The following is a 13,782-nucleotide window of genomic DNA, read 5'->3' on the forward strand; positions in this document are numbered from 1 at the left end:
GAGGTGAAGCTTTGAACGACGAAACGGGATCTGTTATGAATTTTTTTTATCAAGTCTTTCCTGTCGTCTGTTATGAAAAGGAAATACCCGACCATTTTCAAATACCGTCGCTATATTTTCCTCCCCCTTCTGTTTTTGATGAAAATGATACGGTTTCAACATTTAAAAAAGTCTTCACCCTGAATGTGAAACTGTTTCACCATGATTCACAGCAGGCCCACGATCATGCCGAGCGCATTGCAGACGCCGTAAGGGAAGCGCGGCACATCATCCCGCTCATTGACCGGTTGGGTAAAGACACAGGAGACAGCTTGAGGATCAGCCGGATCGAGACGAGGATAGGGGATTCCGGCACCGCGTCCATTATTATTCAATGGAACAGCCGCTACTGGTACAAACGGGAAAACGAACTTTCTCTGGAAACAATCGATTTTACAAACGGGGTGAAATAATTGACAGTCAGCAAAAAAACAAAGACCGAAGCAAAAAAGGCGCCTCTTGAGGAACGAGAAGCGCTGTTCTACATCGAGGATCTGAGGGAGCACGCGAAAGAGCTTTTCGGCATTAAACCGGAAGTTCTCGACGGTGCTCTTTTTCATGTGAAAGAAGAGCAGATTTCAAAGCTTGAGGCAAGTCAGCTTATTCAAACATTTTTAGCCAAGGAGGTCATGAATTAATGAACGGCGGAACATTTACACCAGGCAAAGAAAAAGATCGTGCCGGCATTTATTTTAATTTTAAAACGACAGCAGAGGAGCGGATTTCCGTCGGGGACCGCGGCACAGTTGCCCTTCCTGTCGTCATGAGCTGGGGGGAGCCGAAATCATTCGTATCGATTTCCAGCATTGAAGATTTAAATAAAAAAGTGGGATTGAACATCGATGATCCGTCTCTTCTGCTTTTCCGCGAAGCGAAGAAAAACGCACAGACCGTTTTGCTGTACCGTCTGAACACAGGAGCGCCGGCGAAAGCCCAAATCGGCGAAACGCTGAGTGTAACGGCAAAATACGGGGGCGAGAAAGGGAACGACATTTCAATCCGCATTTCCGAAAATGTGCTCGATTCTAAAAAGTTTGATGTTACAACCTTTGTCGGAACAGATGAGGCTGACCGGCAAACCGTCAAAACGGCAGAAGAGCTTACCGTAAATGCGTACGTCACGTTTCAAGGGGAAGGCGCGCTTGAGCTGACAGCGGGCACAAAGCTTTCAGGCGGTGAGAACGGAACGGCAAGTGTTGCCGATTACACCGCGTTTTTAGATGCTGCCGAAACGGAATACTTCAATACGATCGCACTTCCGGTTGCAGACAATGAACAGCTGAAAGCCACTTTTGCCGCTTTCATCAAACGCCTTCGCGACAAGCAGGGTCAGAAAGTCCAAGGCGTAGTCGCCGATTATGCCGGAGACGATGAAGGCATCATTAATGTAACGGGAGGCGTTGTGCTGGAAGACGGCACAGAAATCACGCCTGAAAAAGCGACAGCATGGGTCGCTGGAGCAAGCGCAGGCGCGACTTTTAACCAGTCACTGACATTTGTCGAATACGAAGGAGCTGTTGATGTTCTGAACCGTCTGGATGAAGATCAGGTCATCGAACATCTGAAAAAAGGCGAGTTTTTATTTACGTTTGATGCACGCGATCAATCGGTCAGTGTCGAAAAAGACATCAACTCTTTAACGAGTTTCACTGCCGACAAAAACAAAAAATTCTCGAAAAATAAAATCATCCGCGTCCTTGACGGAGTTAACAATGATTTGACCCGCGAATTAAAGGCTTTAATCAAAGCGCGAAAAGCAAGCGGCAGCGACATTCCTGCGTCCGACGATGGTTTGCAGTACGTCAAAACGCTGATCATTCAGTATATGACGGCGCTTCAGGAAGCCGGCGGCATTACCGGTTTTGATTCTGAAAGCGATATTGCCATCACACTGAATGAAGACCGCGACGGGTTTTTAATCGATTTGGCCGTCCAGCCGGTTGATGCAGCAGAAAAATTCTACTTTAATGTGGAGGTAAAATAATATGGCATTAAAAGCGCAAAACACGATTTCCGGAAAAGAAGGCCGTCTTTTTCTCGACGGACAAGAGATGGCTCATATCAAAACATTTGAGGCAAACGTCGAAAAGAATAAAGCCGAAGTCAATATTATGGGCCGCCGCATGACGGGCCACAAGACAACAGGTGCAAACGGCACGGGGACGGCGACATTTTATAAAGTCACGTCTCAATTTGTCACATTAATGATGAACTATGTAAAAAAAGGCGATGATCCGTATTTCACGCTCCAGGCCGTCCTTGACGACCAGTCATCAGGCCGCGGAACGGAACGTGTCACACTGTATGACGTGAATTTTGACTCAGCCAAAATCGCCGGCCTTGACGTCGATTCAGAAGCGCTGGAAGAAGAAGTGCCATTCACATTTGAAGATTTTGACGTTCCTGAAAAACTGAAAGATACGTTTTAAAAAAGAGCCCCGTATCCCGCTTTTTAAACTTAGATCGCAAAGGCTGGTCTTAAAGAAGGAAGCCGATTCAGTAGTCAGGACATTTAACACCAAGCACTCTCGCCAAGCCGAGGGTGCTTTTTCATTGCCAATTTAAAAATTGAATGTTAAAGGAGCAAGCAGACATGAGCGAAAAACAAGAAGAAAAAGTATATGATTTATCCTTTTTTATGCCGGGACAAACCGTTGAAGCCGAGGAAATCAAAGTGCCGATCTCAAAGCGGTTCGTCGATAAAAAGGGCAATGTCATTCCGTTTGTGTTTAAGCCGATTACAACCGAGCGCATTGACGAGCTTGAAAAAGAAAATACGACTTATAAAAACATCAAAAGCAGGGGCCGCGTCAAGGATCTCGACACCCAGCGCTTTTACGCCCGAATCGCCATTGAATCGACGATCTATCCTGATTTCCGTTCAAAGGAATTAAGAGAAGCCTATCAAACGGCCGACCCGGTCGAAGTAGCCAAACGCGTTCTGTCAGTCGGAGGGGAATATGCGAACTGGCTCAACAAAGCGATTGAAATCAACGGCTTTGAAGACGACCTTGAAGATCTGGAAGAAGAAGCAAAAAACTAATCCAGGATGGGAATAAAGAAGCGGTGTATCTCTATTTTGCGATGCACGAACTTCACTATTCTCCATCCCAGCTCCGGGAGCTGTACGAAGCCCCAAAACCGTTTAAGGCGTTTTTATACGGACTCATCAGCTACAAACTTCAAATCTTGGAAAAAGAAGCGAGGAAAGGAGGTACATAATCCATGGCAAAACTGACGGCACGTTTTGACCTTGAAGACCGGGTATCTAAGAAGCTGCGAAGGATTCAGAAGGGGTTTAAAGACCTGGAAAAAAGACGAAAAAAACTCAGCCGCCCGTTCGCAATGAAAATAAAAACGAAAACAGCAGAGAAAACATTGAAAAAACTTAATGTTTTCTTAAAAGCCAACTTGAAATCATGGCAGCTTGAAATTTCAGCAGTTGATAAAGCCGGCAAAACGATTGACAATATTTCAAATCAGCTTAAGCAAAAGCTGCCTGGCAATTATCAATTTTCAATTGTAATAAATGATCAGGCAACACCGGGCATTCAAAAGATCAGAAGCATCATGTCTGATTTGTCATCAGCTGAATACTTCTTAACTGCAGCCGTTAACGACCGAGTCACCCCGGCTGTTCAAAAAATTTCCGGCTACATGAAGGGTGTATTGCAAAAAGGATACTCTGCAACGCTCTATGTCATTGATAAAATCACCCAGACAGCCAGCAGGATTTCCTCCTATTTGAATAATCATTTAGCAAGGGAATATCAAGCCACCCTTACGATTAACGACCAGGCCACCGCGAAAATGAATGCCTTGCAAAAAAAGCTTAACAGCATCGAGGCCAAACGTATCCTTAAAATTGACGCAATTGTAAAAACGGAACAAAAAGAAGACAGCAAAGATTCGGATGGGAAAGCTGAGGCCGTATGGACTAAAATTCTAAAGTGGGGTAAAGAAAAATTTGTTGACTGGGTGAAGGGGCTGCCGGAGAAGATTTGGGACAAATCATTTGATGCCATCCTCGGTAAGCTGTTTAAAGGTGAAGAAAGTGGAGGCGGTTGTTGCTGCTGTGGTGGAGGCGGAGGTTCTATAATCAATGAACCTGCAACAAGCAGCAGGCCAGGAAGTGAAGAAACCTCCACTAATGGAGAAACAAGACCGGGAAGAAACAGATCCGGCGGCAAGTTTATGAAAGGTCTTCGAAAAGTGGGGAAAGTTGGAGGCAAAGCCCTCCCATATGCTGGAGCGCTTTTATCAGCGACTGAGTTAATGGATATGAACAAAGAAAACGCAGGCGAAAAAGTCGGTTCGGCAGGCGGAGGAATTGGCGGCGGTTTAGCTGGCGCAGCAGCAGGTGCTGCAATTGGCACAGCTATTCTCCCTGTGGGGGGGACGGCAATCGGCGGGGCCATTGGAGGTATGGTCGGAAGCTTGGGCGGCTCAAGCATCGGTGAATATTTCGGGAAGATGTTCGATGACAACGGCGGTGTCGAGAAAGCGTGGAATACGATAAAAGATAAATCGGCTGAGGCACTCGGAGCCATTCAAGAAAACTGGTCGATGATAGCAGGATGGTTTACAGATAACGTCTGGAATCCTGTTGTCGGCAAGGTGGTCGAAGTAGCGACAGGGATCTGGAATCAGCTGACCACAGCCTGGACGATAATTCAGGAAACATTCATGACAGTTGCGGGCTGGTTTGCGGAAAATGTCTGGAATCCGGTTGTCGGCAAGGTGATCGAAGTAGCGACAGGGATCTGGAATCAGCTGACAACAGCCTGGACGATGATTCAGGAAACATTCATGGTGGTCGCCGGCTGGTTCGCAGAGAATGTATGGGATCCTGTTGTCAGCAAGGTGATTGAAGTAGCGACAGGGATCTGGAATCAGCTGACAACAGCCTGGACGATGATACAAGAGACATTCACGGCGGTCGCCGGCTGGTTTGCGGAAAATGTTTGGAATCCCGTAGTTTCAAAAGTCATTGAAGTGGCAACTGGGATTTGGGATCGTTTTCAATTCACCTGGAACATGATCAAAAGAGTTTGGGGCGCGGTTTCCTCATGGTTTATAAATACGGTTTGGAATCCGATAAAAAATACGTTTTCAACCGTAAAAGAAGCCATTGGAGAAAAATTTCAAGCGGCCAAAAAAACGGTAACAGACATTTGGGAAGGCGTCGCCGGCTGGTTTGAGAAAAATATTCAAAAGCCAATTGTAAAGATTGCCGGATTGATCAGCGACGGTTTTGAGAAAGCATTCGGATGGGTAGGTAAAATATGGGATAAAGTTGGCGGCGGTATTGATGCTGTCATCAACTTCATGACAGGAGATAATCCTGATAAAAATGCAACAGGCGGCTACATCACAAAACCGACCATCTCCTGGATCGGTGAAGCCGGAAACGAATTTGTCATCCCGACGGAAAACAACCGGGGCCGCGGGAAGATGCTGCTTGCCCAGGCAGCGACCAAGCTCGGCATGCGCGTTGTTGACGATATGGGGGCCGCGGCGGGAGACGGGGGAGCTTCTTCTCCGGTTTCAAGCACCGCTTCATATTCGGCTTCTGTGTCGCCTGCTGTCGGCGTCGGGAATATAACGGCAGAGGCGCAGGCTTTCGGCCGGGAATTCACCGGCGGCTTTGACAAAGGGATCGGCTCAAACGCTCCTTCCCTTGATCAATGGAAGCAAAAAAACATCAGCAAGCCGTTTAGCAGCCTGCCGGCAGAATCGTCTAATTACGGAAAACAGGCGGTCGCCGGGTTCGCTTCCGGGCAAAATACTACCGCGACCGGAACGGGCGGTTTTCTTCAAGCAAAAGTAAATGCGCCTTATCAAACAACGGTGAAGACGTCATCTTCCTGGGGCGCAAATACAGTCAAAAACTTCGCTTCCGGGCAAAATGCAACACCGACCGGGACATCGCAGTATGTTGATAAAAATATCAACAAGCCGTTCCTTGATTCGAAACAGTCGGCTGCAGGCTGGGGATCAGGCATGGTCGGATACTTTATCAGCGGCATGAATGGAAAAGGCAGCGAAGTTTCTCAAGCTGCAAAAAACTTAGCGAAAAAAGTGGAAAAAGCGTTCCGCGAAGAGCTGGATATTCATTCTCCGTCCCGGGTCATGATGAATCTCGGGCGTTTTGCGTCGGTTGGGATTGTCAAAGGTTTAAGTTCTGTCGATGTCAAAAGTTTTGCGGAAAAACAAGCGGGCTCACTGGCAGCTGCGTTTTCCGGAATCGGAGCCGTCGGTGGAAATGTAAAGTCGTGGCTAATGCAGGCGATCATGGCTACCGGTTCACCGGCGTCGTGGCTGCAGCCGCTTTCTGTCATTGCTCAAAAGGAATCCGGCGGAAATCCGCGCGCCTCTAACGGCTGGGACATTAACGCCAAGCGGGGAGACCCGAGCAGAGGTTTGATGCAGACGATCGGCCAAACGTTTAATGCGTACAAAGGAAAAGGAATGAATGATATTTTCAATCCTGTTCACAACGCGGTAGCGGCCATCAATTACATCAAATCGCGATACGGGTCGCCATTTAACACGCCGGGGATTAAAAGCATGGCAAGAGGCGGAGCTTATAAAGGCTATGCCAACGGCGGCCTGATCACTAGCGAGCAGATCGCCCGCGTGGGTGAAGGCGGCAAGCGCGAATGGATCATTCCCGAAGAACGCGGCATCCGCGGCAGATATTTGCTTCAACGGGCTGCAGGCGCGCTCGGAATGGAAGTGCATAACCCCGCTGAAGGATCCGGTTCCATTTCAAGCGGTCAGGCGGCTGCAGCCACCGCAGGCGGGGCCCGATCCCGGCAGCCGGCTGGAAACGGCGCCAAAGAAGTCAACATCTATATTACCGGCGACAATCATTATCACAGTGAGCGCGACCAGGAAACATTGATTGCGAAAATCAAGCGCGCTCTTGTCGATGAGCTTGAACGGGATATTCATATTGGGACGAAAGGAAGCGTAGCTTATGACTAAATCCGTGTACGAATTTTGGCTGACGCAAGGAAAGGAAAAGCTGCGCCTCCCTGTGCTTCCCGAGCAGCTTGACGTCAGCAATAATCTTGCGAACGAGTCTGTAAAGGTGTCAAAGTTCGGCGAGGTTACATTTATCAATGAACCGGGAGCAAAGACGATTTCATTTTCGTCTCATTTTCCGAAAAAGTATTCTCCGCTTGCGGAATATAAAGGGTTTCTTTCGCCGGAGAACGCGATTCTCAAAATCGAGAAGTGGATGAAAGCAAAAAAAACGGTTCAATTTCTCGTCACGGGCACGAAGATCAATTTCACATGCAGCATCGAAAACTTTTCGCATCGTGAGGGTGAAAAGGATATCGGTGACCGGGATTTTGATCTCACATTAAAAGAGTATCAAACAGCATCACCTCGGAAGATCAAGCAAAAAAAGAAAACGAAGAAAAAACGGCCGTCCAAACCGGCTCCAAAAATGTACACCGTCAAAAAAGGCGATACGCTCTGGCACATCGCAGGCCGTTTTTACGGAAACAGCCAGGAATGGCGGAAAATTTGGAACGCGAACAAACAGGCGATGATCAAACGAAGCAAGCGAAACATCAAACAGCCGGGGCACTGGATTTTTCCGGGGCAAAAGCTGAAAATACCATAAAACGATGCGCCGGGTGAACCGGCGTTTTTCTGTTAAATCAAAAGCAGGGGATAGCGATGATCGAATTATTTGTCATAAAAGAAAGCGAATGGTATGAACTTGTCACCGAAAGCGTCACATTGGAAGGAGAAAGGTACCAGGCGCCTCGTTCGATCGAAGCGTCGATTGTGATCAAGCAGGGAAGCCATAAATATTACAGCGTGCAGGAAGGCGATACCGTTTTATTTAAATGGAAAGGAAAAGAACTGTTTCGCGGAATTGTGTTCAGCAGGGTGCCGAAAGAATACACGCTCACGTTTAAAGCGTACGACATGCTTCAGTACTTGGTGAAAAACCAGGATGTCTATGTATTCTCGAACAAAACGGCCGCTGACATTGTCAAACGAATTGCGAACGATTTTCAAATTCCCAAAGGCGCGATCGCAAGCACCGGACATACGATTAAATCACTCGTCTTTAAAGACAATACGAGCCTGTATGACATCATCTTAAAAGCGCTGAGGGAAACAAAAAAGCAAACCGGAAAAAACTATCAGCTGTATGCCGAAAAGGGAAAGCTGTGTTTAAGAGCATGGCCCGAGCCGGAGGATATCTGGGTTTTGGAAACAGGTGTGAACATTACGGACTACGCTTACAGTACGTCAATCGATGAAACGGCAACCCGGGTGAAGCTGAGAAAGCAGAAAGATAACAAAACCTATACCGCATCAGCCAGTGATGAAGCCGGTATGAAAAGATACGGCATTCTCCAGTATACAGAAACGGTTTCGGATGATATTAACGAGGCGCAGCTGCGCGACCGGGCGAAGAAGATACAGGCTGAAAAGAAAGGCGTCAAAAAAGAGCTGAAAAGCATACAGGCGCTCGGTATACCGGAAGTCCAAAGCGGACTGCCGGTTTATATATCGATTCCGGAAGCGGGTATTAAAGAAACCTATTGGGTTGATAAAGATAAACACGATTTTGCAGGGACAAAGCATGTGATGACGATTGATGTCGTCGCGAAAAATACAATACCTGAAGGAGCGACTTCATGAAATTAAGCGATGTGATAAAAGAGCTTGCTCTAGGAGCCGTAAACGCTGAATCGCCTGTCGATGTCATGCCGGCTGAAGTCGTGTCCGCTTCTCCGCTCAAGCTGAAGCTCCGCAATCATGATAAATTGGTGATCCCCTCCGACTTATTGGTGGTCGCCAGGCATTTGACAGAACATACGGAACAGATCCGGATTGACGGAGAAGACAAAACGATTCGCTTTTACAGCCAATTGCATGCCGGCGACCACGTGATGATTGCCGCCATGCCTGGAGGGCAGTCGTTTTTCGTGATAGACAGAGTGTAGGAGTAGGAGGTGGCTCGGATGGCTCTTTCACCGGAAGTATCTTTTGAAGATATCGAGGATGACAGCGAAGTGATTGAGACTTCAAAAACGTACAAAATTGATTTTGAAACAGGCAGGATGACGGGTGATATGATTTCAGGACTCGCAGCGATGGAACAAATGGTTTACATGGCGCTGAGAACTGAGCGCTACACATATGCCGTTTACAGCCATAATATCGGAAATGAACTGCAGGAGGTTCTTTCAGATCATGAAACGACCGACGCTTATAAAGAAATGGAGATACCGAGACTGATCGAGGAAGCCCTCATATATGACGACCGAATTTCTGCGGTAACCGATTTCGAGATTGAGCGTCAAGGCGATGCCTTCCATGTGTCTTTTTCGGTTGAAACCGATGAAGGGACATTGGAAATCGAGGAGGTGATAGGGGAAGATGTTTGAAAACCAGACATTTGAAGAGATTATGGAACGCATGCTTGAGCGGGTTTCGGATGAGATTGACAAGCGTGAAAACAGCGTTATTTGGAATGCGCTTGCCCCGGCAGCTGCCGAGCTGGCGCTTTCTTATATTTGGCTTGATCAAGTGCTGAATTTGGTTTATGCGGATACGGCTGAGGGCGAATATTTGGACAGAAGGGCGGCTGAGGCCGGTCTTGAGCGCTATCAAGCGTCCAAAGCTATTTGGTCAGCAGCCTTTACGGATGGAGTATCAGTTCCCACCGGAACCCGCTTCTTTCTGGAAGACTTATATTTTACCATGCTCGAAGACGGCAAGCTTGAATGTGAAACGGCCGGGACAAAAGGAAACGCCAATCTGTCGGGGCGGCCTTTGCTTCCGCTCGATACCATTCCAGGGCTTGAAAAGGCGGTTATGGGAAGTCTTGAAATTCCCGGCCGTGATGAGGAGACGGATGAATCGCTGTATGAAAGGTATTTGATCCGCGTCCGCCGCGAAGCGGTCAGCGCGAATCAGATGCATTACAAACAATGGGCCGAAGAAGTGGACGGCGTGGGCAAAGCGAAGGTCTTTCCGCTGTGGAATGGCGAGGGAACCGTAAAGGTTGTCATTACAAACGCGAAAATGGAACCTGCCTCTGATGCATTAATCGAAAGAGTCAAGCAATATATCGATCCCGATCCGGGAAAAGGGGAAGGTATGGCGCCGATCGGAGCTTATACTGCGGTTGAAAGTGCGGTCTGGAAAGACGTCAGCATATCTGCAAAAATCATTCCTGATTCAGGCCGGACGATCGATGAAGCCAAACAGGAAATTGCAGAAAAAATCACAGAGCTGTTTAAAGAAATGGCCTTTAAAGAAAGCGTCATCCGTCTCTCGCAAATCAACAACATGATCTATGAATCGTCCTCTGTCAGTGACTATTCGGAAGTCTTCATCAACGGGGAAGCGAAAAATCTGCAGTTGACAGAAACGGAAATTCCAAAGCTGGGGCAGGTGACCATCATTGAGCAAGATTGATGAAATGGCTTTTCATCTGCCGCCATACTTGACGGAAATCCGGGAGATCCAAGACATTTTAGCGGCCGAGGCGCCAGAATTTGAGAAGCAAAATCAAGAGATTTTCGATATAACAGACCAGCTTTTCGTCACGACGGCCACATGGGGGCTGGACAGGTGGGAAAAGATTTTGAATGTCAGACGCGAGGCTTCAGACGGCGTTAATATTCGAAGGGCACGACTGTTAACCAAGATGTCCAATATTCCGCCGATTACTGCGCGCTCGATCGAGCGCGCGGTCAATGCCTTTTTAAAACAGCCGTCCGCATCCGTCAGACTGACGGCCGGACGGTATCATTTTTTGCTGAGCGTAAACGGTGAGGATCTGCAGTTTATACCTTCGATCATTCAAACTGTCAATCATATGAAGCCCGCCCATTTGGCTTATACATTCCGGGGCGGGTTTCATTATGAATATCGGCCGCCGAAAAGCATTCATAACAGACTTGTTTTAAGAAGCAAAAACCGATTTTTCGGTACGATACCGGTTTATTTGGACGGACAGTATCTGCTTGATGATTCATTCTACTTGAACGGTTTTCGAGAAATCGACGGTCTGCCCCGCAGGTTTAAACAGCAGCTCACACTGCGCCACAAGAAGCGGCAATATATCCGGTCCGCCTTGAGCTTGACGATAAAGGCGGCCGCTGAAAACCGGCGGAAACAGCAAACAAAAGCAGGCATGAAAACCGGCATTACCAATCAAAACAAACAGATCCAGTCCTTCAAAATCAGCTGCAAATGCGAGCATGAATTTAAGCAAGCAGGCGCGCTAGAAATGAGGGAGAAGTGGTGGACGTTAAACGGCGCATTTTTGCTCGACGGAACGAAGCAGCTGGCAGCAGCGGCGCAAAAAATCGCATTGTAAAGGAGAAATCAAAATGGCACAACAATTAACAGTGACAACGCTTTATGCGAGACAGCAAATGGCAAAAGCACGGGCTGAGGGGGGCAAGCTCACCAAAATCACAAAAATGGCTTTCGGAAACGGAGGTACAAACGATAAAGGTGAACCCGTTGCTTTACAGGGCAACGAACAGGCGCTGAAAAACGAACTCTTGCAAAAGGAAATCGACGGCTTTGTCTTCATGGAACCGGCGAAAGTCCGCTATACATGCACTTTGGGAGAAAGCGAACTGGCAGGAGAGACGATCAACGAGCTTGCCCTTGTCGATGAAGCCGGAAAATTCACAGCGGTCAGAACGATGACAGACAAGCAAAAAGACGGCGACATCGAGTTCGTCTTCGAAATCGACGACATTTATTAAAGGAGCTGAAACAAGGTGGACATCCAAAAACCGAGACGCCAGGTTCCTGTTTTTTTATCCTAAATAAGAAGCAAATACACCAGAGTGGTGCCAAACCTAAAAAAATACAGCAATAGTCATCACAATTGAATGAGAGGCGAAAACAGGATGGATATAAAAAAACCAATGAGTTTTAAAACAACAGATCGTGCCCATGCTGATCTTTTTAATAAAGTTGTCGATCAGCTCAATGAAAATGATCAACTGATTGTAAACTATATTGATGAGATCGATCAAAAAACAGCAACAAAAAAAGAGCTGGATTCACATGTGAAAGACGGCACACTGCATATTACAGAACATGATCGACACAGGTGGAATGAAAGTCAACTGTTTAATATTACTCAGGAAGATGGGCAAGGGAAAATTAATATTCATGAAAATGAAGATTTTCATGTTGTCCTCCCTCAGCATACAGGACTTATTCACTTTACGGCGGAGTCAGGGGCACTAAACGGACCTGGTCCTTCTATCAGAGGAATTTGGACATGTAATTCTGAGGGAAATGAAGGACAAATCATCGCTTTTGACAGAGCAAATAAAACCTATCGAAAATCAATTTTGGGGGGTAAATGGACGGAATGGACGGAATTGGAAACAACAGCAGGGTCTCAAACAAAAGTGGATGCTCATGCGGACAACCCCGACCTTCATATTTCCGAACAAGAACGTAAAAAATGGAGTAGCGGACAATTATACAAGTTAACGAATGATCAAGGTTCAAGGACAAGATTGCAAAGTGGAGCAGATATTTTAAAACTGCCGACCGGATTTTATGTTGCATTAGGGAATGAGGTACAAAATAACCCGGTTCAAGATAGTTCCTGGTTTACCTATGATGTCATTGAGGCTGATTTAGAACGAAAAACAATATATGCATGGCGGACTTATGATAATACATTATGGCATGGATCTGTTCATACTGATGGAATTTTTAAGGGATGGAAGCGAATTATAACAGCTGCTGATTTAGAGCCTGCCTGGACCGAAGTTCCCCTTAAGAACGGAGCTTCCCATGGTGATCGAAAGGTGCGTTGTGGTTTAATAGGCGGACTTCTAATATTAGAGGGGGAAATTGTGACAAAAAGGGGTGTTGTTTTTGGGACACTTCCGGAAGCCTATCGGCCGTCAAAATTTCGAAGCAGAATTGTTCCGATTTTCGGTACCACAGGGATGACTAAGTTATATATTGAACCTGATGGAAATATGAGATTGGAAGGCCAGATTGCAGATAAACTTGAGAACATTACATCTTATGGTTTAGATGAAGTGATTCCCCTTTAAAAAGTAAGGGGTTATACATTTTGATATCATACTTTTTTGTCGGCATAATGAATGTCGAGTACATGTGTAAAGGGGGATAAGAGACGGTGCAATCAAACGATATTTTTCAGAAAGAGATTACAGAATTAAAGTCCGGGCAAAAAATACTCGAAAAACGCGTCAGCACACTCGAACGAACATCAGACCGCCACGATCAGCAAATCATCTCAATTAACGAAAAACTGAACAAAATCGAAGAGAATACAACTTGGATCAAGCGCAGCATCACAGGCGCGATCATTACAGCGGTCAGCACCGGCATCATCGGCGGAGCGATCGCTGTTTTTTATAATTTATTGCAGAAATAAGGGAGGACAAGATGATGAAACATATCGACAAAGGCACGGTCGTCAGGACGGTGCTTCTTTTTATTGCGCTGGTCAATCAGACGTTGATCATGTTTGGAAAGCCGGTTTTACCGGTCGCCGAAGATCAGATTCATACATTGGCGGATGCCCTGTATTCGGCAGGGTCTGCGGCTTTTACGATCGTTGCATCACTGGTTGCCTGGTATAAGAACAACTATGTGACGAGCAAAGGGAAAATGCAACAAGAGGTTTTACAGAAAAAAGGTTTAACGAAATGAAGCCGTCTTTGAGGCGGCTTTCTGAAT

17 protein-coding genes are annotated in these 13,782 nt (G+C 46.7%); all 17 read left to right on the forward strand.

The window, feature by feature from the left end:
• The first annotated feature begins 11 nt into the window (after window positions 1–11).
• The 17 genes from KI350_RS09285 (at window position 12) to KI350_RS09365 (ending at window position 13,755) form a co-directional block, all read left to right on the forward strand.
• Window positions 12–452: a phage portal protein gene (locus KI350_RS09285; RefSeq protein WP_065643287.1), complete on the forward strand. Its 441-nt coding sequence runs from the start codon at window positions 12–14 to the stop codon at window positions 450–452.
• Window positions 453–677 (forward strand): YqzN/YkzM domain-containing protein, encoded by a 225-nt coding sequence (locus KI350_RS09290; protein ID WP_020451022.1) that lies wholly within the window; start codon window positions 453–455, stop codon window positions 675–677.
• Window positions 677–2,023 (forward strand): phage tail sheath family protein, encoded by a 1,347-nt coding sequence (locus KI350_RS09295; protein ID WP_065643288.1) that lies wholly within the window; start codon window positions 677–679, stop codon window positions 2,021–2,023. The genes KI350_RS09290 and KI350_RS09295 overlap by 1 nt, the downstream gene beginning before the upstream one ends.
• A gap of 1 nt (window position 2,024) precedes the next feature.
• Entirely contained in the window at window positions 2,025–2,468 is a 444-nt protein-coding gene (locus KI350_RS09300) for a phage tail tube protein (protein WP_003180830.1), read from the forward strand.
• Between the two features lie 164 nt (window positions 2,469–2,632).
• Entirely contained in the window at window positions 2,633–3,082 is a 450-nt protein-coding gene (locus tag KI350_RS09305; protein WP_065643289.1) for a phage tail assembly chaperone, read from the forward strand.
• A 41-nt stretch (window positions 3,083–3,123) separates the two neighbouring features.
• A complete protein-coding gene (locus tag KI350_RS09310; protein ID WP_095290311.1) occupies window positions 3,124–3,261 on the forward strand; it encodes a hypothetical protein in 138 nt (45 codons plus the stop codon).
• Window positions 3,262–3,264: 3 nt separating this feature from the next.
• Window positions 3,265–7,029, forward strand: a complete 3,765-nt coding sequence (locus tag KI350_RS09315; protein ID WP_065643290.1) for a transglycosylase SLT domain-containing protein — start codon at window positions 3,265–3,267, stop codon at window positions 7,027–7,029.
• Window positions 7,022–7,678, forward strand: coding sequence for a LysM peptidoglycan-binding domain-containing protein (locus KI350_RS09320; protein ID WP_026579858.1), 657 nt, complete (start codon window positions 7,022–7,024; stop codon window positions 7,676–7,678). Before KI350_RS09315 ends, KI350_RS09320 begins: the two co-directional genes overlap by 8 nt.
• A gap of 56 nt (window positions 7,679–7,734) precedes the next feature.
• The gene (locus tag KI350_RS09325; protein WP_026579857.1) at window positions 7,735–8,715 is read left to right on the forward strand and encodes an XkdQ/YqbQ family protein; all 981 of its coding nucleotides are present in this window, start codon (window positions 7,735–7,737) and stop codon (window positions 8,713–8,715) included.
• Complete coding sequence (locus KI350_RS09330; RefSeq protein WP_026579856.1) at window positions 8,712–9,020, forward strand: DUF2577 domain-containing protein; 309 nt, start codon at window positions 8,712–8,714, stop codon at window positions 9,018–9,020. The genes KI350_RS09325 and KI350_RS09330 overlap by 4 nt, the downstream gene beginning before the upstream one ends.
• An 18-nt stretch (window positions 9,021–9,038) precedes the next feature.
• Window positions 9,039–9,464, forward strand: a complete 426-nt coding sequence (locus KI350_RS09335; RefSeq protein WP_026579855.1) for a DUF2634 domain-containing protein — start codon at window positions 9,039–9,041, stop codon at window positions 9,462–9,464.
• The gene (locus tag KI350_RS09340) at window positions 9,457–10,500 is read left to right on the forward strand and encodes a baseplate J/gp47 family protein (protein ID WP_026579854.1); all 1,044 of its coding nucleotides are present in this window, start codon (window positions 9,457–9,459) and stop codon (window positions 10,498–10,500) included. The genes KI350_RS09335 and KI350_RS09340 overlap by 8 nt, the downstream gene beginning before the upstream one ends.
• A complete protein-coding gene (locus KI350_RS23375; protein WP_065643291.1) occupies window positions 10,487–11,407 on the forward strand; it encodes a YmfQ family protein in 921 nt (306 codons plus the stop codon). Before KI350_RS09340 ends, KI350_RS23375 begins: the two co-directional genes overlap by 14 nt.
• 13 nt (window positions 11,408–11,420) lie before the next feature.
• A complete protein-coding gene (locus tag KI350_RS09350; protein ID WP_020451034.1) occupies window positions 11,421–11,807 on the forward strand; it encodes a phage tail-collar fiber domain-containing protein in 387 nt (128 codons plus the stop codon).
• A gap of 147 nt (window positions 11,808–11,954) precedes the next feature.
• Entirely contained in the window at window positions 11,955–13,130 is a 1,176-nt protein-coding gene (locus tag KI350_RS09355) for a hypothetical protein (RefSeq protein ID WP_025811599.1), read from the forward strand.
• A gap of 86 nt (window positions 13,131–13,216) precedes the next feature.
• Window positions 13,217–13,477: a hemolysin XhlA family protein gene (locus KI350_RS09360; RefSeq protein WP_023856725.1), complete on the forward strand. Its 261-nt coding sequence runs from the start codon at window positions 13,217–13,219 to the stop codon at window positions 13,475–13,477.
• 14 nt (window positions 13,478–13,491) lie between these two features.
• Complete coding sequence (locus KI350_RS09365; RefSeq protein ID WP_026579849.1) at window positions 13,492–13,755, forward strand: phage holin; 264 nt, start codon at window positions 13,492–13,494, stop codon at window positions 13,753–13,755.
• Window positions 13,756–13,782: the final 27 nt, after the last annotated feature.

The sequence above is a fragment of the Bacillus sp. J41TS8 genome, from assembly GCF_018333035.1.
GTDB lineage: Bacteria > Bacillota > Bacilli > Bacillales > Bacillaceae > Bacillus > Bacillus paralicheniformis.